Below are 20249 nucleotides of genomic sequence, written 5' to 3' on the forward strand. Positions count from 1 at the left end.
GGCGTGACGGTGTGACATGGATCATGCGGTGTGGGCGGGGATCTTGGAATGCCCGGTCAGGTGCTACTGCTGCACTTGTTATGGGCTTGCCATGCCCTGGGGGCGCCGGGCGACGATGCCAGGCACGACGGGCCACGAGCAGCCGCGACACCGCGGCCGCGACCCGACGCTCCCGCATTCCTCTCGCACCGCTCCCTCCGAAAGGTTCTCCTGCGCCATGCCACTGGCTCTCCTGGCCCTGGCTGTTGTCGCCTTCGGCATCGGCACGACCGAATTCGCCACGATGGGGCTGCTGCCCCAGATCGCTGACGGCGTCGACGTGTCCGTGCCGCAAGCGGGCAACGTCGTCTCCGCCTACGCACTGGGTGTCGTCGTCGGTGCCCCGGTGCTGACGGGCATCGGTGCGCGCGTCCCCCACAAGAAGCTGCTGCTGCTCCTGACCGGCCTGTTCGTCATCGGCAATGCGGCATCCGCGCTCGCTCCGAACTTCGGCCTGCTCTTTGCCGCCCGCTTCCTGGCCGGCCTGCCCCACGGTGCCCTCTTCGGAGTGGGCGCGGTCGTGGCGTCCCGGCTGGTCGCCCCCGACCGGGCCGCACGCGCGGTGTCGAAGATGTTCCTCGGCCTGACCATCGCCAACATCGTCGGTGTCCCGGCGGGAACGGCTCTCGGACAACAGCTGGGCTGGCGGTCCGCCTACGTCGCGGTCGCCGTCATCGGCCTCGTCGCCCTCGCCGCGCTGGCCGTCTTCGTCCCCGACCAGCCCCGTGGCCGGCAGTCCGGCGTCCGGCACGAACTGCGGGCCATGGGCAACAAGCAGGTGGTCATCGGCCTGGCCACGGCGGTCGTGGGATTCGGAGGGTTCTTCGCCGTCTACAGCTACCTGGTGCCCATGCTGACGAACGTGACGGGCCTCTCCGACTCCTCGACCACGCTGGTCCTCGCGCTCTACGGCGTCGGCATGACCCTCGGCACGCTGGTCGCCGGCCCGCTCACGGACCGCGCCCTGCGCCCGACCCTGTACGCCGGGCTCGCCCTGCTGACCTCGGCGCTCGTGGTGTTCTACTTCGCCGTCCACAGCACCGTGCCCGCCCTGGTGACGATCACTGTCATCGGCGCCATGGGTGCTCTCATCACCACGCCCGTCCAGATGCTGCTGATGGCCAAGGCGAAGGACGCCCCGACCATGGCGGCGGCCTCCAACCACTCCGCCTTCAACCTGGCCAACGCGGGCGGCGCCTGGCTCGGCGGCCTCGCCATCTCGGCAGGCTGGGGCTGGGCCTCGCCCGCCCTGGTCGGCGCGGCCCTCGGCGTGGCCGGGCTGGGACTGGCGTTCATGGGCGGCCTCATGGACCGGGGTGGCCGACACTCCGAGGTGATCACGTCATCGGGCTCGCAGACCGACCAGGTCCCCGCTGCCAAGTAGGAACGCCGTTCTGCCGGTGTTATCGGCGGCGGACGGCTCACTTCCAGGACGGAGAGAGCTGAGGTCGCCTTCCAGGGATGCCAGCCGTCGGCCGCTCGAAGCCCTGGGTACACGTTCCAGGCCTGCGGGCGCATGCCCCAGGAGGCGGCGCGCTTGCGGCTGTACGGGGTGAAGGCGCCCCTGGGGGCCGGTGCGACGGGCCCAGAGCCCAGCTCCTGGTCAGACGGTGGTGAGGTGCGGGGTGCCCCGGGGCAGCCAGGTGAATGGCTTGCTGCGCTCCGGGGGCAGGGCCTCCAGTTTCCTGGTGAGGGCTTCTGGGCCTTCACGGAAGTGATGCCAGCCTTCGTAGTGGACGGGATGGACCGTCTGGGGCTGGATCGTTGCGCACAGGTCGAGCGCTTCGGCGGCGGTCATCGAGTAGCGGATGGGGCCGGTGAGGGGGAACTGGACGCCTCCCAGGTGGAGCAGGACGGTGCCGGGGCGCAGGGAGGCGGCGGTCTTGCGTAGGGCGCCGTACGGAACCGTGTCTCCGGTGATCCACAGCGGTCCGTGGTGCTGGCCGGGCCAGGCGAGGGCGAACCCGATGACCTGTCCGGCGACGGGGCGGCTGAGGGGCGGGCCGTGTCGGCAGGGGGTGGCGGTGATGGCAATGGGTGGCCGGTCCGGCGCCTGCAACCGGGTGGTCCGGCCGGCCTTGAGTCCCCGTACGGTCGTGCCGTCCAGCCGACGTGCTCCCGCACGCGTGGTCACCACCGTGGTGACGTCGGCGAGCAGGGCACGGCCGGCGTCGTCGAGGTTGTCGCTGTGGTGGTCATGGGAGAGCAGGACCGCGTCGACCGGTCCGATCTCCTCGCGGGGCAGGGCGGGGCCGGTGAGTTTGCGGGAGGACGTCCCCCAGCCGAAGGAGTACGTACGGCCCGGTGGATCGAAGGTGGGGTCCGTCAGCAGGCGCCAGCCCGCGAACTCGATGAGGACGGTGGGGCCGCCGATGTGGGTGAACCGGACTTCCGTCATGGGCGCCTCCTGAGCCGTGGTGCCCGGCGGGCCGGGCACCACGGTCGGTTGGTCGGCTGTCGGTCAGGTGTGGTCCAGGGCCCAGGCCAGGGCGTGGTCGGCGATCTCCTCCCAGCCCTTCTGGGCGGGCATAAGGTGGGATCGGCCGGCGTACTCGACGACCTCAGTGACGGTGGCGTCCGACTTGTAGTGCCTGGCGTTGGACCGCTGGATCTTCGGCGGCATCAGGTGGTCGTTCTCGCCCGCGACGAACAGCAGCGGAGCCCGGTCGTCGTTGCGGTAGTTCACGTACGAGTCGGCGTGGCCGGGGTGGATGTTGGCCAGCGCGCTGCCCCAGAACACATGGCCGGAGGCGGGGATGTGGTAGCGCTCGTACAGGGCGCGGGCCTCGTCCTCGGGGAAGGTGTTGGTGAAGGCGTAGCGCCACTGGTCGTAGGTGAATCCGACGGCCTTGTGTCGATTGGCGGGGTTCTTCAGCACGGGGAACGTCGCTTTCAGCTGCGACAGCGGAACCGTCGCCACCCCTTCGGTGGGCGCGGAGTTGATGGCCACTCCGGCGCTGCCGTATCCGTGGTCGAGCAGGATCTGGGTGAACACCCCGCCGGCGGAGTGGCCCATGATGATCGGTTGCGTGCCGAGGCCGTCGATCAGTTTCTCCAGCGACGCGATGATCGAGGGGACGGTGAGCTCCTCGATGGGAGTGGGGTCGGCGTTGAGCGCCTCCACCTCCACCTCGAATCCGGGGTAGGCCGGGGCCAGTACCCGGAAGCCCTGGGACTGGTAGCGGGTGATCCAGTGTTCCCAGCTGCGGGGTGTCACCCAGAAGCCGTGAATGAGGACGATGGTGTCCGGTTTCATGAGCGGTCGCTCCTTCAACGGGTGGCCGCGTGGGCGGCCTTGATGATCCCGGCGGCGGCTTCCGGGTGGGAGATCATGACCACGTGCGAGGACCGGATCTCGGTCACCTTGCTGCCTGCGCGCTTGGCCATGAACCGCTGGGCGGCGGGCGGGATGACCTTGTCCTCGGTCGGGATCAGGTACCAGGACGGGACGGTCTTCCAGGCGGGCGCGCCGCTGGGGCCGCTGAGGCCCTGGACGCTGCCGGGGCGCTGGGTGGCCGCCATCAGACGGGTCTGGGAGGCGGGCAGATCGGCGGCGAACACCGCCCGGAACTTCGCGGCGTCGATGTAGCCGTCGGTGCCCGGTTCGCCGCCGGGCACCGGGTAGTTGCGGGGGATCAGGGCGGCGCCCAGTTCACTGCCGGGGAACTGGCCCGCGAGTTGCAGCGCGCTCTCGCCCTGGTCGGGCGCGAACGCCCCCATGTACACCAGGGCCTTGACGTTGGCGTGGCCGCGGGCGGCGTTGGTGATGACGACGCCTCCGTAGGAGTGGGCCGCCAGGATGACCGGGCCGGGGATGGTGTCCACGACGCTGGAGATGTAGGCGGCGTCACCCGCCGTGTCCCGCAGCGGGTTGGCGGGCGCGATGACCGGGAAGCCGGCCTTCTGCAGCAGCGCGATGGTGTCGTTGAAGCCGGAGGCGTCGGCGAACGCCCCGTGCACGAGGACGACGGTCGGCTTCGGCGTCTTGTCCGCCTGCACGGCTCTGAGGGAGGTCGCCTGGGCCGAGACCGCGCCGGCGACGAGAAGAACGGCGGCGGCCAGTGCCGTCAGCAGACGGCGCAGTACAGGAACACGCATGACGAACCCTTTCGGACAGGAGGGTTGGATCGTGCGGAGGTGCCGGCGGGCGGCGCGCCCAGTGCCGGTGACGACGAGGGTTTGCGGGGTTCAGGAGGCGAGGAACGCGAGCAGGTCGGCGTTGAACTCGTCCTTGAACGCGCCCACGAGACCGTGCGGAGCACCCGGATAGACCTTCAGCGTCGCGTCCTTGACGAGCTTGGCCGACTCCAGGCCGGCGGCCACGATCGGGACGATCTGGTCGTCGTCGCCGTGGGCGATGAAGGTGGGAACGTCGAAGCGCCCCAGGTCCTCGGTGAAGTCGGTCTCGGAGAACGCGCGGATGCAGTCCAGCGCGCCCTTGAGCCCGACCTGCATGCTCTGCAGCCAGAACGCGTCCGACACACCCTTCGAGACCGTCGCACCGGGCCGGTTGAAGCCGTAGAAGGGCAGGCTCAGCTCGGCGTAGAACTGCGACCGGTCGGCCGACACGCCCGCACGGATGGCGTCGAACGCCTCAATGGGCAGGCCCTGCGGATTGGTGTCGGTCTTGAGCATGAGGGGCGGCACCGCGCCCAGCAGGACGGCCTTGGCGATCCGGGACGTACCGTGTCGGCCGATGTAGCGGGTCACCTCACCGCCGCCCGTCGAGTGCCCCACCAGCACGACGTCGTGCAGGTCGAGGGTCTCGATCAGCTGGGCGAGGTCGTCGGCGTAGGTGTCCATGTCGTTGCCGTTCCACGGCTGGCCGGAGCGGCCGTGTCCGCGCCGGTCGTGCGCGATCGCACGGTAGCCGTGCGAGGCGACGAGGTGCAGCTGGTCGTCCCAGGCGTCGGCGTTCAACGGCCAGCCGTGGCTGAACACCACCGGACGCCCGCTGCCCCAGTCCTTGTAGAAGATCTCCGTGCCGTCGCGCGTGGTGATGAAGTTCCCCATGGGAGCGCTCCCGTCGGTGGCCGGTGTCGGTGTCGGTGCCCGACTCGGTGAAGGGGGATCGTGTCAGCGCCGTGGGCGAGGTTCTTTGCCGTGCGCGCCGAGAACTGTTCCCTGGGTGCCAAGACGGCGTCCGGCCGGGTGATTTGTGTGGCGCGCGGTGAAGGACCATGCGCAGGTGGCCAGGGAGTACGGGAACCCAACTGCCAAAGCCACCCCCGGTGTTGAAGAATCTGGAGGACGGCACGGCAGTGGACGGCCCGCTGCTGCAGTCCTGGGGGGACCATGCTGGTTCTGGACACGGAGGACCTACCTGCCGCCGACCGGATCGAGGCGTTTCACGCCGTGGCTGTCGGGGAGAGCGGCAGTTGCTCGGTCGAGCAGGAACATCCCGAAGCAGGCGTGCGGAAGAAACTGGAGGTCTGGAACTTCGGCGCGCTGACCCTGTTCGCCACGCGCGGTACCGGCATGCGCATCTGGCGCACCCCACGGCACGCGCGGTTCGACTCGATGAACACCGTCTCGATCATCACGCAGAGCGAGGGGAAGGGCGCATTCACCTGGAACGGCCATCAGCAGCACGTGGGCACCGACGCCCTGGCCCTGGCGCACAAGACCGCCGGTTACGAGTACGCATGGTCCGGGACCGGACTGTCCGTCGCGTTCATGGTCGACACCGACCGTCTCGGCCTGCCGGAACACCTGGTCCGGACCGCGATACCGCTCCTGGAGCGCAGCAATGTCGCACCCTTGCTGCTGCATCACATACGGCGCCTGCACCACCGCGCCGACCAACTCAGCGCCGACCCCGGCGCCGAGGCGCTCGGCTCCGCCACCCTGGAACTCACCCGCGCCCTCATCACCTCGGTGGCCGCCGACGAACCCACCCGGCGGGCGGTCGCGCAGGACACGCTCCTGATCCGCGTCCTCGCCTACATCCGCGCGCATCTGACCGACCCCGGGCTCACCCCCCACAGCATCGCCGCGGCCCACAACATCTCCGTACGAACCCTCTACCGGCTGTGCGAGGAAGGGGGCCTCAGCCTCGAGAAATGGATCATTCGCCGACGCCTGGAAGGCACCCGCCGCGACTTGACCACACCCGAGCACGCCCACCGCACCATCGAGGCCATCGCCCGCTCCTGGGGCTTCACCAACCCCGCCCACTTCTCCCGCCGCTTCCATCAGACCTACGGCGCCACACCCCGCCAGTGGCGCCGCCTTCACCACGACGCGACAGCCTTCTCGCCTCCGGACGAGCACTAAACGATCAGGGCGAAGCGCTGTTGAGCCGCCTGCGAGGTCAGGGGATCCGCAATGCTCCATTGGCCGACCAAGAATCTGCGGGCGGTGTCCTGCCTGACGGCCGACTGAAGTCCACATACGCGTGCATGTGGCTTGAGAGCCGCCCGGGTTGATGTCCTGGCCACTAACGGAGCACCGGGGAGACGATGGGGAACCGGTACGCGCGTACGGCGATGGCGTTCGACTCAGCCCTCCCCGGTGGTGCTCGACCCACTGCCGTCAAGCCGCCCATGAAGACCGCCACCACACTGCGAGATGCCGTATCACGACGCGCTCGCCGCCGGGATCCCGGTCACCAGTGGCTCCGACGCACCCGTGACGGCGCCGGACTGGCTCCAGGGGATCTCGACGATGATCCTGCGCGAAGGGCGGGGGAGTGGCAGGGTTTCTGGACCGGACCAGCGGATCGGCCTCGAGGCGGCACTCCGCACGTACACCACCAACGCGGCATGGCAGGACTCCGCCGAGGGCTGGAAGGGCACGGTCGAACCGGGAAAGGTGGCCGACCTGTGTGTCCTGGACGGTGACCTTCTGACACTCGACCCGCACGACATCCCTCAACTCGCCGTGCGCCACACCATTCTCGACGGAGAGATCGTCCATGCCGACCACTGACCCCCGACGCCTGGCAGCTCAGACCCCGCCCGCCATCGAGGACACCGCGAACCAGGCCGTCGACCTCACCAGCGCGCTCATCCGGATCGACGCTGCTTCCCTGATGATTAAGCGAGTTCAAGCGTCAGGGGAGGCGTTGGTTGAACGAGTGGCATGTGGTGTGTGTACCGGATCCCGGACGCTGGGGGACGCTGCCGCCTGAGGGGGTTCTGGGGGTACAGGACTTGCCGGCGGCGGTCGCCCGGATCGGTCTGCGGCCGGGTGATCCGGTGTTTGTGGCGCCGGACGGCACGGTCGACCGGGATCTGCTGGACTTCGTCCGCTCTCATGAGTTTCGGAACCTGGAGCGGGAGACGAAGCGGAACTACGCGACGGATATCCGCCCGCTGCTGACCTTTCTGTCTTCGCGGGGAGTGCCGTGGCGGAGGGCGACGCGGCAGGACCTGGCGGATTACCGGCACTGGAGGTGCCGGGCGGCGGAGAATCCGGGCCGGATCGGCGGGACGAAGTGGGACCGGGAGGCGTCCGCGTTCACCAAGCTGTTCCGGTGGGCGAAGGTCTACCCGCTGCCGGTGGACGTTTCGCGGCGCGAGGACCGGGCTGCGGACTCGGTGAGCTCGCGGGTGCTGTGGCTGACGTTGCGGGCCTGGGGGCTTGTGGTCGGACATCGGGCTGCGCGGCCACACCCGCGCCGGGTTTCCGGCACCGGGGTGGGAGGCGCGGACGGAGCTGCGCAACACCAGCTTCGTGCAGCTGCTGCTCAGCTCCGGTCTGCGGCGGCAGGAGGGCGGCGCGCTGCTCACCTTCGAGTTGCCCAGCCGACGCCTGCGGTTTGGCCGCTACTGCCACGGGCACGTCGCCGCGTCGCTCACCCGGGCGAAACAGGGCCGGGTCTTCTACGCGTCCATCGACGCGGTCGGCCAGGTCGAGGCTTACGTGGAGTCGGAGCGGGCCTGGGCGGTGCAGCGCGCCCAGGCGGCGGGCCGCTACGAGAAGCTGCCCACGATGCGGCTGGTCACGAAGGTGACCCGCGGGCTGAAGCCGCGGATCGAGTGGGTCGACGCCGACGGTGTCGTCGGCGGTCAGGAACTTGGCCGCCTGGACTGGCGCGAGCGGCAGTGGCTGTTCCTCGAGGGGCCCGACGGGCCGGAGCCTGCATGGTTGTGGCTGACCGAGCAGGGGCTGCCCATGGTCCCGGACCGGTGGAACGGCGTGTTCAGGGCCGCGAACCAGCGCTGCGAGGAGGTCCTGGTCACCGAGGAAGAGCGGCAGATCAGCCGGGATTTCCGGCTGGCGGAGGTCCGCGGGAAGAGCCCGTACGCCACCCCGCACGCCGCGCGGCACTCGTACGCCCTGTACATGTTGGTGGTGCTGAACCAGCTGATGGAGTCCCGCTACGGGCTCACCGCCGCGGACCGGCGGGACTTCGCCCTGCTGTTCGGTGACCCCTGGTGGCTGGTGAAGATGCTCCTCGGGCACGCAGACGTGGAGATCACGAAACGGCACTACCTCGCGCGGGTCGCGCACCTGCAGCTGGAGTCGATCCTCGCGGCCGCAGCCACCGGCGACGACCAGGAGCAACAAGTCGAGGACCTGGAGGGCGTGTTCGCACGGCTGGCCCGGGAGTCGCAGGGCATCCAGGACATCGAGATGCTGCTGGAGGCGGGCTCGTGACCGGGCGGGGACGGCGGACCGTCCTGCCTCCGGCCGACCACCGCACCGAGCCGCTCCTGGCCCCCGACGGGGTGGTAGTGAGGGTCGTTAACAACGCGGGATACACGAAGGCGTTCGACTTCGCTGAGCTGCCGGTCGCCGAGCCGATGCAGCGGTCGCTGGCGACGGTGTTCGCCGCCCGGGCGCCGGGATGGACCAGCCACGCGACCGCCCAGCGCTACTGGGTCGCGCTGAACGCGTTCGCCCGGTTCGTCGCCGAACTGGACCAGCCTCCCAAGGACCTGGGGGATCTGACCACCGCGCAGCTCAAGCGCTGGCGCGCCCGGCACATCGCCACCAACACCGGCAAGAGCGTGCTGCGGCAGGTCAGGCCGTTGCTGACGGCAGATCCGCGGCTGGCCAGCGGGTCGGTCGCGGACGAACTCGCTCGGCGCATCCCCAGCCCGAGGCCGTATGAGAAGTCCTATGACAAGCAGGAGCGGGAGCGGGTGGTGTTGGCCGCGCAGCGGCAGTTCCGGTCCGCGCTGCTGCGGATCCGGGAGAACACCCGCCTGCTGGAGAGCTGGCGCGCCGGCGAGCTGGCGGAAGGCAGCCGGGAATGGAAGATCGGCCAGATTCTCGATCACCTCGCGCGCACCGGCGAGGTGCCCACCACGATCACTGCGCGCGGGCATCACTGCGTGAAAAACCGCGTGCTGCTGGGAGACAGCGGAGCGGAGGCCACATGGGGACGGCTGTTCTTGTCGCGCTCGGAGCTCACGGCACTGGCGGTGCTGCTGACCGACCGGTTCGGGTGGAATCTGTCCGTCTACGACTGCCTGCCGGCCCCGACCCGGGCGCCGTCGGTCGGCGAGACAGCCTGGGTGACCTACCAGCTGCAGATCGAAAAGCGCCGCAAGGGCCGCGGCCACTGGTTCTCCACGGAGAACATCACCGACTGCGGGGCCGACTCCCCGGGGCGGCTGATCACCCAGGCGCTGGAGGCCACCGCGCACGGCCGTGCACTGGCCGCCCGCCTCGATCCAGGCATAGGGCTGCTGATGGTCGCGCGGATGCACTACCCCACGCGCCGGCACCAGCACACCGAGCGGCCCCGGCCGGTGGGCCCTCTGGCCTTCGGTGTCGGCCATGGCGATGCGCAGTGGTGGGCGCAACGGCACGGGCTGGACGGAGCTCCGTTCAGGCGCACCCGACGCACGACCGTGACCCGCGAGGGCCGTCCCCTTCAGCACTCCCCGGGCACGCATCAAAGTGTCTACGTGCTCCCCGACGAGCAGGTGCAACGCGCCTCACAGAGCGTCTTCGAGGCCGGAGCCCGCGAGGCCCTCGACCAGGCCCGGGCCGTAGTGTTCGCCGGCCACGTCGCGGGCGCGCAGGATCCTGCCCACCAGCAGACGGTGACCGCGGACTGCGCGGACGAGACGTCCAGCCCCTGGCCCGACCCGGAGGGCGGCTGCGCCGCAGACTTTCTGCTCTGCCTGGCCTGCCCCAACGCCCGTGTCCACCCGGGGCATCATCCCCGGCTCGCCCACCTGCACCAGGTGCTACAGAGCCTGCGATCCCCTCTGCCCGATGGCACGTGGCAGGAACGATGGGGCGAGCACGCACTACGGCTCGATGACCTGCGCGACAAGGTCGGGCCGACGGCCTGGACAGCGGCCCTGGCCCGTGTGGACGACGCTGACCGCACTCTGGTCCACCTCCTGGTGAAAGGAGAACTCACCCCGTGACCAACGGCGCCACTGCCGACCTCGACCCGTACGTGCTGTCCATGCCCACCCCGGACAGCCCCGTGGTGCTGCCTGAGTGGATCAGGCGTGCACCGCATGGCCCTCCTCAGACGGCACACCGACCTGAAGAACGTGTTCTACGAGCGGGTGCGCACCGAGACCCGGCAGGTCCCGGAGCCCGAAAGACGCCTGCGGGAAACCGTCACCAAGCTCAAGGAGACCGTCGCCCGACAGAAAGCCGAGATCGAAGAGCTCCGCCATCTGGTGGCCAGACTCACCCTCGCCAGCGCCGTGCTCATCCACGACGACGATCAGCAGACGGGTTCAACTGCCGCCGACAACGTCGTGCCGCTACACCGACCACCAACGTGACAGCCGCCGCCGGCGGCTGGCGATGCGCCTCAAAGGAGGCTTCCAGCCGCATCCTCGCGGTCGCTGAACGCTGCTTCGGCCTCCGCGACGATGTCACAGACCTGCAGGACCTTAATCGGCGCCCGTCATCTCCAGGATCCGCAGCAGCGACTGCGGCACAAACGCCAGCACCGACACGACATCACTCAGCGCGGCCCGCCGGGAAGCCCTGGTGCCTCCGGCGAGCACCTCGTCGATCTGCCCCCACAGGCCAGGGCTGATCATGTAGTCCATGTGCCGCTGATCCTGGTCACCACTCCACGGCCCACATCCCTCGCCTCGACCGAGGGACTAACCTCGACACAGCGTTGCGACACCCGGCGGAGACCGGACTCTCCGTCCGCTACCTCCCGAAACTCCTCACAGCCGGACCCCAAAGGAAACGGACGCCAACCCCGCACAATGACCACAGCCACCGCCCGACTAGCCCCCGGACTACTTATGCCGCTTATGCCGCCAACTCCGACGAGTCGTCGCGGGGCTCCGGGCGGCCAAGCCTTTCCAGCCATCTCATGGCGAACCGCTGACAGTCATACCCAGAGCCCCCTGAGTTCTGTTGATCTTACGAGTGACCAGTTCGAACCACGATCAAGAAAGTAGGGCATACCGTCGATCCGGCTCTCGCCGCGGCCGACGGCGGCGCAAGCCGGGCAAGCTCCACGCCGACAAGCGATACGACTACGACCACCTGCGGCGATGGTTAGCGCCAGGCACTGAGCCCTCTGGAGGCATGCGACGGGAAGTGACGTCCAAAGTTGGACATCCGGATCTAACACGATGTTATGGGGCCGCTGTCTACAGCCTGGCCGGCCTGAGCGGCCATGCGACGCAGCCATATGTGGGCCGGTTCCCGCTCATGGAGGGGATGCCACCACAGGGACTCCACCAAGTGGCCGATCTCGAAGGCGGGTTGGACGACGGTGATCGGTTGTCCGGAGAGGGCGGGGATCGCGACCCGTTCGGGCATCAGGCCGATCCGGTCGGTCCCCGCGACCAGGTGGGGAATGGCCAGGAAGTTCTCCGTGACGATCTCCGCGTGCGGTTCGATGCCTTCGGCGTGCAGGCGGTTCAGGGGGGAGAAGACCGGCGACGGGTGACGGTAGGGCAATACCCAAGGGTGTTCCGTCAGTTCCTCCCGCCCGAGGACGGTCGGGGCGCGGTCGGCGGACATCACGCACACCCAACGGTCCTTGTACAGGTCGAAGGTGGGGATGTTCGACAGGATGCCCTGGGGCAGGACGAGGGCGTCCACCGTGCGCAGGTTGTCCAGTGCCTGCTGCACGACCCGTTCGGTGCTGTGCTGGAATCGCAGCCGCACGTTCGGCGCGGTGGTGCGGACCAGGTCGGCCAAGGCCCGCCCGAACGTGGGCAGTTGGCAGTCGGCCATGATCACGGTGAACTCGTGCCGGGCCTGAGCGGGATCGAAGTCGGGGCGCGTCTGGAGGACCCGGTCCGCCCAGTTCAGGGCCTGCTCGGTGTGTTCCACCAGTCGTTCGGCAAGGGGGGTCAGTTCGTAGCTGTTGCCCACCCTGACGAGGAGTTCGTCGCCGTAGTGCCGGCGAAGCCGGGCCAGGGCTGCGCTCAGTGTGGGCTGGCTCAGACCGAGCCGTTGTGCGGCCCGCGTCACACTGCGCTCCTGGAGGAGCGCGTCCAGCGGCGGTAGCAGGTTGAGGTCCAGAGTCATGGCACCCACCTCGAATGATCATCAGCCCTGTCTATGTTGAGGATAGGCGATTTCGGCTTCCCTGATCCCAGTGCGGACGCAAGAGTGGTGACACGGTTCGGCGGGACCCCGTGTCACACGGACCGCCACCACACCCAGACGTTCGCATTCTCGGGCCTGCACCGATCGATGCAGGTGTTCCGAGCCCATCAAGGAGGCGACAATGCCGTCGTTCCATGTCCTGATCGCCGGCGGAGGCATGGGAGGGCTCTGTCTGGCGCAGGGTCTTCGCCGCGTGGGCATCAGTTGCACCGTCTACGAGAGCGCGCCGGGCGTCGGGCGGGCCGGCTACCGCCTGCACATGAACGGTGCGGGTGGCCGCGCTCTCCAGCAGTGCCTGCCGGACAACCTCTTCGAGCTGTACATGCAGACCTCGCGCGAGACGCCGCGCCGTGAGGTCATGGTCATGCTCGACCACCAGGCCCGCGAACTGGGCGCCCGTCCCCACATCGGCCCGCCCAACGACCCGCGGCGGCCTCACACAGCGGTCAACAGGCGCACGCTGCGCCAGATCATGGGCCTGGGCCTGGAGGACATCGTCCGCTACGACAGCACCGTCACCGGCTTCGAGACGGACGGCGAGAAGGTGCGGGTGCTGCTCGACGACGGCACGAGCGCGACCGGGGACGTACTGGTGGGCGCCGACGGCATCAACTCCGTCGTGCGCAGGCAGTTGCTGCCCGATGTTCCGGTCGTGGACACCGGAATGCGCGGCCTGTACTCCATCGCACCGCTGACCGACGATCTGGCAGCGCGCCTGCCCGAGGCACTGTTCGACGGTTTCGCCGTCGCGACGGGGCCGAACGGCGCGATGTTCGCGTACGGCGTGTACCGGCCGCGCAGGCCGGTCGCCGAGGCGGTGGCCGAACTGGCGCCCGGCGCCCCCGTCGATCCCGTAGATCCCTACATCATGGTCAACCTCGGCCTTCCGCCTGGCAGCCCTGTCGCCGCCGGGGCTCCCGACCTGTGGCACAGCTCGGCCGACACCCTGCACGCGCTGATGCGCACCGCGGTACGGGGCTGGGACCCGGCCCTGGCCGATCTCGTCGAGCACGTCGACGCGTCGACGATCTTCCCGGTGTCCACGCGTCACCTACAGCCGGCAGACCCCTGGCCGGCCGGCCGTGTCACCCTGCTCGGTGACGCGATCCACGCCATGCCTCCCTCGTTCGGCTCCGGTGCCAACACGGCACTGCGCGACGCCGCGGCTCTCGCCCGGGCCCTGGAGCGCGCCGCCCACGGCGACACACCCGTGGCGGAGGTCGTGGCCGAGTACGAGACCGAGATGCGCGCCGAGGTCTTCCCCATCCTGCGCGCCTCGGCCGACCCGCGGGCCGCCGACATCGACTTCCTGCCCGACGACCTCCCCGTCAGCCGCACCTGATCGCCGACTTCCCGACACGAGCCGCACCACGAGGAGAACCATGCCCGTCACCGAAGACATCGAGTTCCGAGTGTCGGAACTGACCCTGCGGGGCAAACTGTTCAGCCCGACCGACGGCCCCGAACGCCCGCCCGTCGCCATCCTCCAGGGCGGCCTGGGCGGTCCCGCGGAATCCATGTTCGCCATGGCCCGGGGCTTCACCGACGCCGGTCTGGCCTGCCTGATCTACGACCACCGCAACACCGGCTACAGCGACGGCGAACCCCGTCAGCAGTTCGATCCCTGGCAGCAGTGCCGGGACCTGCGCGACGTCATCACCCATCTGACCCTGCGCGAGGACATCGACCCCGACCGCATCGCCCTGTGGGGCATCAGCATCGGTGGCGCCAACTCCCTCTTCACGGCCGCCACCGACCGCCGGGTCAAAGCGGTGGTCAGCATCATCCCCCCGGTCAGCGGCTGGAGCGCGCGCACCCTGCAACCGGCCGACACGCTCGCGGAGCTGGAAGCCCTCATCCCCGCCGACCGTCAGGCCCAGCTGCGCGGCGAGCCGGCCGCGAGCATCCGCCTGCACGGCGTCCCGGAACCCGGGGACCCGGTCATGTTCAGCGACCAGGAGGGTCTGGAATTCGTCGAGAACATGATCCACCATCTGCCCAGCTTCCGGAACGAGATCACCATCTCGACCCTCGACCGCATCTTCGAGATGGAGGTGCGCGCCTACGCCGAACGCATCACCGCCCCGGTCCTGATGATCCTCGCCTCCAAGGACACCGTCGCCCCCGTCGAGGAGGCCCGCGAGATGTACGAGCGGATCCCCGACCCGAAGGAGGTCATCGAGTACCCGGGCCAGCACTACGAGATCCTCTCGAACCACTTCCCCGAGATCATCACCCGCAGCGCCGACTGGCTGGCAGCCACCCTGCGCGGCTGACCGCCCTGCCATCCGCCCCCGTCCGGTCCGCCGGAGCCCGCGTGGCCCGGCGGACCGACCCCATCCCCCGAACACCGAGAGGTGTCGTCGATGCGTCTGCTCGGACTTGCCTGCGGGCAGGAGGGCGGCAGTGCCGAGGTACTGCTGAAGGCCGCGCTCACCGCGGCCGCGCGCGAAGGGACAGCCGTGGCCTGGTTCTGCGACCAGCTGCTCGACGCGGACGGCGTGATCGTCAGCTCCCCCACCTACACCCGCAGCGCACCGGGCGCGTTGAAACTCCTCATCGACCGCGCCTTCGGTCCGCGCACGGACGTCATCTTCGTCCGTGAAGCCCTCGCCCACCGCGAACACGGCCCGGCCGAGCAGAAGGAGACTCGCGGCCTTCTGGGCCTCGACACGGCCCCCGACCCGCGGGTCCTCAAGCCGCGCGTGGCCGGCTTCATCGCCGTGGGAGGCTGCCCGTCACCCCACTGGCGCACGCTGACGCTGCCCACTCTGCACGCCCTGGCCTTCCCCCTGCACATGGCCGTCGCCGACCAGATGGAAGTCCCCACCCCCGGCGGCCTGGGCGGCATAGCCACCGACCCGGCAGCTGTGCTGGGCGCCGAGCGGCTGGGCGCCGCGGTTGCCCGGCAGCTCGGTCTGCCCCACGACGAGGTCCGGTTCCTGGGGGAGCCCGGCACCTGCCCGATGTGCCACCTCGACCTGATCGTGCTGCGCGGCGGCCGCGCCGAATGCGGCACGTGGAACTGTTGAGCGCCGCCTCACTGGAGCCGGACCCCCAGGAGATCGACAAGCACGCCGCCGCGTTCCGTGACAGCGTCCCCGTCCTGCGCCCACCGCGGCCGTAGACGACCGTTCGCGGGCTCTCAGGCACCGACGATGCCGGGGCCGTCAGCGGACCGGTCGACCCCAGGATGCACCGGCGTGTGGGACATGCTCGGCGAGATCCAGTACGAGTTCGCGCTGCCGTCCATGAGGACCACCGGCACCCTCTCGGTCCGGGGCAGGTCATACAGGGTCTCCGGTGAGAGCCGGCTCGACCGGCAGAGGGGCCGGGTGCCAGCGTCCCCCTCGATGCGCTGGACCTGGATGAACCTCAGCTCCACGGGCACGGCCCCAGGTGACGTCGACCTGCTGGCGGCCTGCACCCGGGCCCTGGGGACCGCCAGGTCGCCGCCTGGGACCTGGACACCGAGCCGGAGTCCGTCCGCAACGGCCCGTTCGAGGGCCGCGCCCCGTAGCGGGCCGATGCCCGGCAAGCCGTCCGCCTGAGGACTGGAGGAACTCGGCTGTCACCACCGAACTGGCGGTCAGATGTCCGCTTTCTACCAGGCCGACGCGGTCGGCCGCTGCGGGTGTGATGGCGACGAGGCACCGGTGCCGCCCTCCGTGGCCGCAACAAGCCCTGCACAGTGCGAGTGCCCGCCCGTGGCCCGATTGGCATTGCGGCTATGCCCTGCGCCATCTCGTGACAGTGGAGGTGGCCGCCGCAACCCCTTGCGAGCCGGGGTTGCGGCGGATCAGGAGCGGGGCGTGACCAGCCCGGCGTCATAGGCCATGATCACGGCTTGAATGCGGTCGCGCGCACCGATCTTCGCGAGGACCCGGCCGACGTGTTTCTTGACGGTGGATTCCGTGAGGACCAGCCGCTCGGCTATCTCCGCGTTGGTCCAGCCTTTGCCGATCGCCACCAGGACCTCGTGCTCGCGCTCGCTCAGCGTCCGCAGCCTGGGATCGGTGTGCGGCTCTGCGGGGGAGGCGGGAGAGAGCACCCGATGGGCGTGGGCGTCCAGCAGGCGTCTGGTCAGTCTGGGAGCGACGACCGCGTCGCCCGTCGCCACGGCATGGATCCCGGCGACGACTTCCTCGGGGCGGGCGTCCTTGAGCAGGAAGCCGCTCGCTCCGGCGCGCAGCCCCTCGTACGCGTACTCGTCCAGGTCGAAGGTGGTGAGGATCAGCACGCGGGTACGGCCGCCGGCGGCGACGATCCGCCGGGTGGCCTCGATGCCGTCCATGCCGGGCATGCGGACGTCCATGAGGACGACGTCCGGGCGCAGTTCGGCGGCGATGCGGACGGCTTCGGCGCCGTGTCCGGCCTCGCCCACGCACTCCATGCCCGGGGTGCCCTGGAGAAGCATGCGGAAGCCGAGGCGTTGCAGAGGCTGGTCGTCGGCGATCAGCACGGTGGTCATGGGGTCTGCTCTCCCTGGGGCTGCGGGTCTCCTGGGGCGGGGGCTTGTGCGGGGGACGGGGCAGACGCCGGCGGATCGGTGAGTGTCACGTCCACGGTCCAGCCGGGCCGGTCGTCACGCGGCCCCGCGGTGACGGTGCCGCCGTACATTGCGGTCCGCTGTCGGATACCGACCAGTCCGTGTCCCGGACCGTCGGCCTCTGCCAGGGGCCGCGCAGATGTCCGGGCGCCGGGGGGCGGCCCGGTGTCGGAGACGCTGATCCGGATGTGTCCGTTCCCGGCGGTGACGGTGACGTTCGCTGCCGAGCCGGTGCCGGCGTGCTTGAGGGTGTTGGTCAGGGCTTCCTGGACGACGCGGTAGACGGTCAGTTGCACCCCGCTGCCGAGGGCGTCGATGTCTCCTGACGTCCGGCAGGTGACATTCACACCGGCCGCACGGACCCGGGTCAGCAGTGGGTCCAGATCGCGGACGCCGGGCTGCGGGCTGAGCCGCTCGGCCTGGTCGTCGGATTCGTCGCCCAGGACACCCAGGACGCGCCGCAGTTCGCTCATCGCCTGCCGTCCGGTGTCCCCGATCATGCGCAGGGCCTCTTCGGACCGCTCACCCGTGCTGGAGGCGAGGGTGGCGGCGCCGTCCGCGAGTCCCACCATGACAGACAGGTTGTGGCCGACGATGTCGTGCATCTCGCGGGCCACCCGGGAGCGTTCGGCGGCGGCGGTCAGCCTCTCGCGCTGCTCACGCTCGATCTCCAGTCGGGCCGCCCGGTCCTCCAGCGCCGCGAGGTACACCCGCCGGGTGCGCAGGGCCAGGCCCAGGGCGATCGCGGCGATCTCCTGGCTCGCCACCGTCAGCAGGCCCTGCCACAGCCGGTCGGCGGGTGCGAGGAACCACACCGCCGCGTTCAGCTCGACGGTCGTCGCGGCGGCCGCCCAGCCAAGCCTGCGCAGGGGGCCGTTCAGTGCCAGGTTGAACAGGGCGATGAGCAGACACCCGCCCGTCGGCAGCAGCAGGCCGAGCGCCATGAGGGCCGGGGCGCACACCGCGATCACCGTGAAGACGGCCGTCGGCGCCCTGCGCCGCCACCACAGCGGCACGACGAGCATGGCGGACAAGGCCGTCTCGAGGCCCAACGGCAGGTCGGCGAGCGCCCGGATCTCGCCGAACGGGCCGTGCTCGCCCGGGGAGCGGAACACCGTCACAGCGGCGACGACCAGCACGATTGCCGAGTCGAACAGCCACGGATGCCGACGGCCGCCCCACTTCAGGTGCCGCTGCGCGCGCAGCAGACGCCCCATGAGCGGATGCGACCAGGCCGCCTCCAAGCCGGGGGGCGGCGCGAGGGCCAGCCGGCCGGAGCAGGGGCGGCGGCCCGCGCTCCCGGCCTCCGCCCGTCCTGTCGTACCCGTCGCAGGCATGCTCTCGCCCAATCGGTCAGACGTCCGCACGGACAAGCCGGTATGCCGCCCCGGCCAGTGTCAGCGCCACCCATCCGGCGAACACCGCCAGGCCCGCCCAAGGGCCGAGCGAGTCGGTGGCCTGGTGCAGGTGCGTCACCGCTTGGCCGGCGTTGCTGGGCAGATACGGCGTGATGTCGTCCTTCCAGGACGCGGGCAGCAGCGAGGTCAGGCCCGGCAGGATCAGCAGGCTGCTCACCAGCACGGTGATGCCGCTGGCGGTGGAGCGCAACAGCGAGCCCAGGGCCACACCCCACACACCCACCAGTCCCAGATAGAGGCCCGCTCCGATCAGGGAACGCAGCACCCCGTCGTCCCCGAGGGACATGGAGATGCTCTGGCCGTCCAGGGACGCAACACCCAGCCCGAACGCTGCCAGCGCGCCGATGACGGCCACGGGCACAACGAGAACGCCGGTGACGACGCTCTTCGACCACAGCACCGGCAGCCGCCTGGGCACCGCCGCCAGCGTGGAGCGGATCATGCCCGTACTGTACTCACCGGCTGACATCAGGACCCCCAGGACGCCAACGGCCAGTGAGGCGAACGTCAGGCCCGTCAGGGCCACGCTGACGGCGTCCTCGGGGCCGGAGGACGATCCGGGCGGACCGCCGCCATTGCTGCCCGGGCTGTATGTGGCGGCGGCGATTGCACCGATGGCGGTCAGCAGGAACAGGGACACGCCCAGGGTGATCCAACTGGACCGCAGCGACCAGAACTTGCCCCACTCCGAGCGCAGCACCCCGAGCGCCGTGACCCGGTAGGCGGGCCGGTCGGGGCGGGCAAGTGCGGCGTCCGCGATGTCCGGCGTGACGGTGATGGTCATCAGGCGGCCCTCCGGGCGGCAGTGTCGGCGGGGACGCTGTGGTACTCCACCGCGTCGCTGGTGATGCCCATGAACGCCTCCTCCAAGGAAACGGTCTGCGGGGTGAGCTCGTACAGCGGAATCCCGTGTTGCGCGGCGATCGCGCCGATGCCACGCGCGTCCACGCCCAGGACGACCAGTTCCTCCGCGGTCGAGGACGTGACGCTGACGCCCGGCCCCGACAGCAGCGAGCGCAGTTGTTCCGGCTCGGTGGTGGCGACCTTCACGCCCCTGCCTCCGACCTCCTGGATCAGGCCGTCGACCGTGGTGTCCGCCAGCAGCCGGCCCCGGCCGACGACGACCAGATGGTCGGCGATCAGCGCCGTCTCACTCATCAGATGCGAGGACAGCATCACCGTCCGTCCCTCGGCGGCCAGCCCCGCCAGCAACTGGCGCACCCACAGCACGCCCTCCGGGTCCAGACCGTTGACCGGCTCGTCGAGCATGATGATCTCCGGGTCGCCGAGCAGCGCCGCCGCGATGCCGAGCCGCTGGCCCATGCCCAGGGAGAAGGCCCCGGCCCGCTTGTGAGCCACACTGTGCAGCCCGGCCAGGTCGATGACCTCGTCGACGCGGCGACGCGGGATCCCGTGAGTACGGGCGAGGGCCATCAGGTGGGTGAAGGCGGTGCGGCCCGGGTGGACGGACCTGGCCTCCAGCAGCGAACCGATCTCCTGCAGTGGCGCGGCGTGCCGGGCGTAGCGGCGGCCGTTCACCATCGCCGAGCCGCTGGTAGGCGCGTCCAGGCCGATGATCACGCGCATCGTGGTGGACTTGCCGGCTCCGTTGGGACCGAGGAAACCGGTGACCTGGCCTGGCTTCACGCTGAAGCTCAGCCGGTCCACCGCGGTCTTGTCACCATATCGTTTGGTCAACTCTCGAACTTCGATCATGGGTTGATCCCGATCCA

At 70.0% G+C, this 20249-nt stretch carries 20 protein-coding genes and 2 pseudogenes; 11 read left to right on the top strand and 11 right to left on the bottom strand.

The annotated features are described in order from the left end of the window. Positions 1-217 precede the first annotated feature (217 nt). Positions 218-1423 (top strand): MFS transporter, encoded by a 1206-nt coding sequence (locus tag K4B79_RS10165; protein ID WP_232026129.1) that lies wholly within the window; start codon positions 218-220, stop codon positions 1421-1423. Between the two features lie 219 nt (positions 1424-1642). Here K4B79_RS10165 and K4B79_RS10175 read toward each other — a convergent pair whose 3' ends face one another. The 4 genes from K4B79_RS10175 to K4B79_RS10190 all read right to left on the bottom strand — a co-directional run bounded on the left by K4B79_RS10175 (position 1643) and on the right by K4B79_RS10190 (position 5052). Next, positions 1643-2437 (bottom strand): MBL fold metallo-hydrolase, encoded by a 795-nt coding sequence (locus K4B79_RS10175; protein ID WP_232026130.1) that lies wholly within the window; start codon positions 2435-2437, stop codon positions 1643-1645. A 63-nt stretch (positions 2438-2500) separates the two neighbouring features. Beyond that, positions 2501-3295 (bottom strand): alpha/beta hydrolase, encoded by a 795-nt coding sequence (locus K4B79_RS10180; RefSeq protein ID WP_232026131.1) that lies wholly within the window; start codon positions 3293-3295, stop codon positions 2501-2503. A 14-nt stretch (positions 3296-3309) separates the two neighbouring features. Beyond that, positions 3310-4137, bottom strand: a complete 828-nt coding sequence (locus K4B79_RS10185) for an alpha/beta fold hydrolase (RefSeq protein WP_232026132.1) — start codon at positions 4135-4137, stop codon at positions 3310-3312. A gap of 90 nt (positions 4138-4227) precedes the next feature. Next, positions 4228-5052, bottom strand: coding sequence for an alpha/beta fold hydrolase (locus K4B79_RS10190; protein WP_232026133.1), 825 nt, complete (start codon positions 5050-5052; stop codon positions 4228-4230). Between the two features lie 282 nt (positions 5053-5334). Here K4B79_RS10190 and K4B79_RS10195 point away from each other — a divergent pair, with 282 nt between their 5' ends. The 6 genes and pseudogenes from K4B79_RS10195 to K4B79_RS10215 all read left to right on the top strand — a co-directional run bounded on the left by K4B79_RS10195 (position 5335) and on the right by K4B79_RS10215 (position 10745). Then, the gene (locus tag K4B79_RS10195) at positions 5335-6315 is read left to right on the top strand and encodes a helix-turn-helix domain-containing protein (RefSeq protein ID WP_232026134.1); all 981 of its coding nucleotides are present in this window, start codon (positions 5335-5337) and stop codon (positions 6313-6315) included. Between the two features lie 294 nt (positions 6316-6609). After that, the gene (locus K4B79_RS10200; protein WP_232026135.1) at positions 6610-6969 is read left to right on the top strand and encodes an amidohydrolase family protein; all 360 of its coding nucleotides are present in this window, start codon (positions 6610-6612) and stop codon (positions 6967-6969) included. Between the two features lie 275 nt (positions 6970-7244). Then, positions 7245-7466: pseudogene (locus tag K4B79_RS48245) on the top strand (site-specific integrase); the annotation flags it as partial. 157 nt (positions 7467-7623) lie between these two features. Then, positions 7624-8643: an integrase gene (locus tag K4B79_RS10205; protein WP_308280421.1), complete on the top strand. Its 1020-nt coding sequence runs from the start codon at positions 7624-7626 to the stop codon at positions 8641-8643. After that, positions 8640-10373 (top strand): hypothetical protein, encoded by a 1734-nt coding sequence (locus K4B79_RS10210; RefSeq protein ID WP_232026136.1) that lies wholly within the window; start codon positions 8640-8642, stop codon positions 10371-10373. Before K4B79_RS10205 ends, K4B79_RS10210 begins: the two co-directional genes overlap by 4 nt. An 87-nt stretch (positions 10374-10460) precedes the next feature. After that, a complete protein-coding gene (locus tag K4B79_RS10215; protein WP_374208445.1) occupies positions 10461-10745 on the top strand; it encodes a hypothetical protein in 285 nt (94 codons plus the stop codon). 111 nt (positions 10746-10856) lie between these two features. Here the strand turns inward: K4B79_RS10215 and K4B79_RS10220 are convergent, their stop codons facing one another. Beyond that, complete coding sequence (locus K4B79_RS10220; RefSeq protein WP_232026137.1) at positions 10857-11018, bottom strand: hypothetical protein; 162 nt, start codon at positions 11016-11018, stop codon at positions 10857-10859. 366 nt (positions 11019-11384) lie between these two features. Here K4B79_RS10220 and K4B79_RS48580 point away from each other — a divergent pair. Continuing rightward, positions 11385-11490 (top strand): annotated as a pseudogene (locus K4B79_RS48580) (IS5/IS1182 family transposase); the annotation flags it as partial. Positions 11491-11553: 63 nt separating this feature from the next. On the opposite strand, the gene K4B79_RS10230 reads toward K4B79_RS48580, so the two are convergent. Then, positions 11554-12468, bottom strand: a complete 915-nt coding sequence (locus K4B79_RS10230; protein WP_232026138.1) for a LysR family transcriptional regulator — start codon at positions 12466-12468, stop codon at positions 11554-11556. A 202-nt stretch (positions 12469-12670) separates the two neighbouring features. Here K4B79_RS10230 and K4B79_RS10235 point away from each other — a divergent pair, with 202 nt between their 5' ends. The 3 genes from K4B79_RS10235 (at position 12671) to K4B79_RS10245 (ending at position 15581) form a co-directional block, all read left to right on the top strand. Then, positions 12671-13891 carry an FAD-dependent oxidoreductase gene (locus K4B79_RS10235; protein WP_232026139.1) on the top strand — a complete coding sequence of 407 codons (1221 nt, stop codon included), beginning with the start codon at positions 12671-12673 and terminating at the stop codon, positions 13889-13891. Between the two features lie 40 nt (positions 13892-13931). Further along, positions 13932-14825, top strand: coding sequence for an alpha/beta hydrolase (locus K4B79_RS10240; protein ID WP_232026140.1), 894 nt, complete (start codon positions 13932-13934; stop codon positions 14823-14825). A 90-nt stretch (positions 14826-14915) separates the two neighbouring features. Beyond that, a complete protein-coding gene (locus K4B79_RS10245; RefSeq protein ID WP_232026141.1) occupies positions 14916-15581 on the top strand; it encodes an NAD(P)H-dependent oxidoreductase in 666 nt (221 codons plus the stop codon). 113 nt (positions 15582-15694) lie between these two features. Here the strand turns inward: K4B79_RS10245 and K4B79_RS10250 are convergent, their stop codons facing one another. The 5 genes from K4B79_RS10250 to K4B79_RS10270 form a co-directional block, all read right to left on the bottom strand. After that, entirely contained in the window at positions 15695-15940 is a 246-nt protein-coding gene (locus K4B79_RS10250; protein WP_232026142.1) for a hypothetical protein, read from the bottom strand. Between the two features lie 408 nt (positions 15941-16348). After that, positions 16349-17020 carry a response regulator gene (locus tag K4B79_RS10255; RefSeq protein WP_232026143.1) on the bottom strand — a complete coding sequence of 224 codons (672 nt, stop codon included), beginning with the start codon at positions 17018-17020 and terminating at the stop codon, positions 16349-16351. After that, positions 17017-18435 carry a sensor histidine kinase gene (locus tag K4B79_RS10260; RefSeq protein WP_308280422.1) on the bottom strand — a complete coding sequence of 473 codons (1419 nt, stop codon included), beginning with the start codon at positions 18433-18435 and terminating at the stop codon, positions 17017-17019. Before K4B79_RS10260 ends, K4B79_RS10255 begins: the two co-directional genes overlap by 4 nt. A gap of 16 nt (positions 18436-18451) precedes the next feature. Then, entirely contained in the window at positions 18452-19300 is an 849-nt protein-coding gene (locus K4B79_RS10265; RefSeq protein ID WP_232026144.1) for an ABC transporter permease, read from the bottom strand. Further along, positions 19300-20232, bottom strand: coding sequence for an ATP-binding cassette domain-containing protein (locus K4B79_RS10270; RefSeq protein WP_232026145.1), 933 nt, complete (start codon positions 20230-20232; stop codon positions 19300-19302). The genes K4B79_RS10265 and K4B79_RS10270 overlap by 1 nt, the downstream gene beginning before the upstream one ends. Positions 20233-20249: the final 17 nt, after the last annotated feature.

Origin of the sequence: Streptomyces lincolnensis, assembly GCF_021173675.1 — a bacterium.
GTDB classification, from domain to species: Bacteria; Actinomycetota; Actinomycetes; order Streptomycetales; family Streptomycetaceae; genus Streptomyces; species Streptomyces lincolnensis_B.

Bases quoted from the DNA above. Each gene is read 5' to 3' on its own strand.
- K4B79_RS10255 (WP_232026143.1), bottom strand. From the start codon at position 17,020: ATGACCACCGTGCTGATCGCCGACGACCAGCCTCTGCAACGCCTCGGC.
- K4B79_RS10230 (WP_232026138.1), bottom strand. From the start codon at position 12,468: ATGACTCTGGACCTCAACCTGCTACCGCCGCTGGACGCGCTCCTCCAG.
- K4B79_RS10235 (WP_232026139.1), top strand. From the start codon at position 12,671: ATGCCGTCGTTCCATGTCCTGATCGCCGGCGGAGGCATGGGAGGGCTC.
- K4B79_RS10200 (WP_232026135.1), top strand. From the start codon at position 6,610: ATGCCGTATCACGACGCGCTCGCCGCCGGGATCCCGGTCACCAGTGGC.
- K4B79_RS10180 (WP_232026131.1), bottom strand. From the start codon at position 3,295: ATGAAACCGGACACCATCGTCCTCATTCACGGCTTCTGGGTGACACCC.
- K4B79_RS10185 (WP_232026132.1), bottom strand. From the start codon at position 4,137: ATGCGTGTTCCTGTACTGCGCCGTCTGCTGACGGCACTGGCCGCCGCC.
- K4B79_RS10245 (WP_232026141.1), top strand. From the start codon at position 14,916: ATGCGTCTGCTCGGACTTGCCTGCGGGCAGGAGGGCGGCAGTGCCGAG.
- K4B79_RS10195 (WP_232026134.1), top strand. From the start codon at position 5,335: ATGCTGGTTCTGGACACGGAGGACCTACCTGCCGCCGACCGGATCGAG.
- K4B79_RS10260 (WP_308280422.1), bottom strand. From the start codon at position 18,435: ATGCCTGCGACGGGTACGACAGGACGGGCGGAGGCCGGGAGCGCGGGC.
- K4B79_RS10190 (WP_232026133.1), bottom strand. From the start codon at position 5,052: ATGGGGAACTTCATCACCACGCGCGACGGCACGGAGATCTTCTACAAG.
- K4B79_RS10270 (WP_232026145.1), bottom strand. From the start codon at position 20,232: ATGATCGAAGTTCGAGAGTTGACCAAACGATATGGTGACAAGACCGCG.
- K4B79_RS10220 (WP_232026137.1), bottom strand. From the start codon at position 11,018: ATGGACTACATGATCAGCCCTGGCCTGTGGGGGCAGATCGACGAGGTG.
- K4B79_RS10175 (WP_232026130.1), bottom strand. From the start codon at position 2,437: ATGACGGAAGTCCGGTTCACCCACATCGGCGGCCCCACCGTCCTCATC.
- K4B79_RS10165 (WP_232026129.1), top strand. From the start codon at position 218: ATGCCACTGGCTCTCCTGGCCCTGGCTGTTGTCGCCTTCGGCATCGGC.
- K4B79_RS10265 (WP_232026144.1), bottom strand. From the start codon at position 19,300: ATGACCATCACCGTCACGCCGGACATCGCGGACGCCGCACTTGCCCGC.
- K4B79_RS10240 (WP_232026140.1), top strand. From the start codon at position 13,932: ATGCCCGTCACCGAAGACATCGAGTTCCGAGTGTCGGAACTGACCCTG.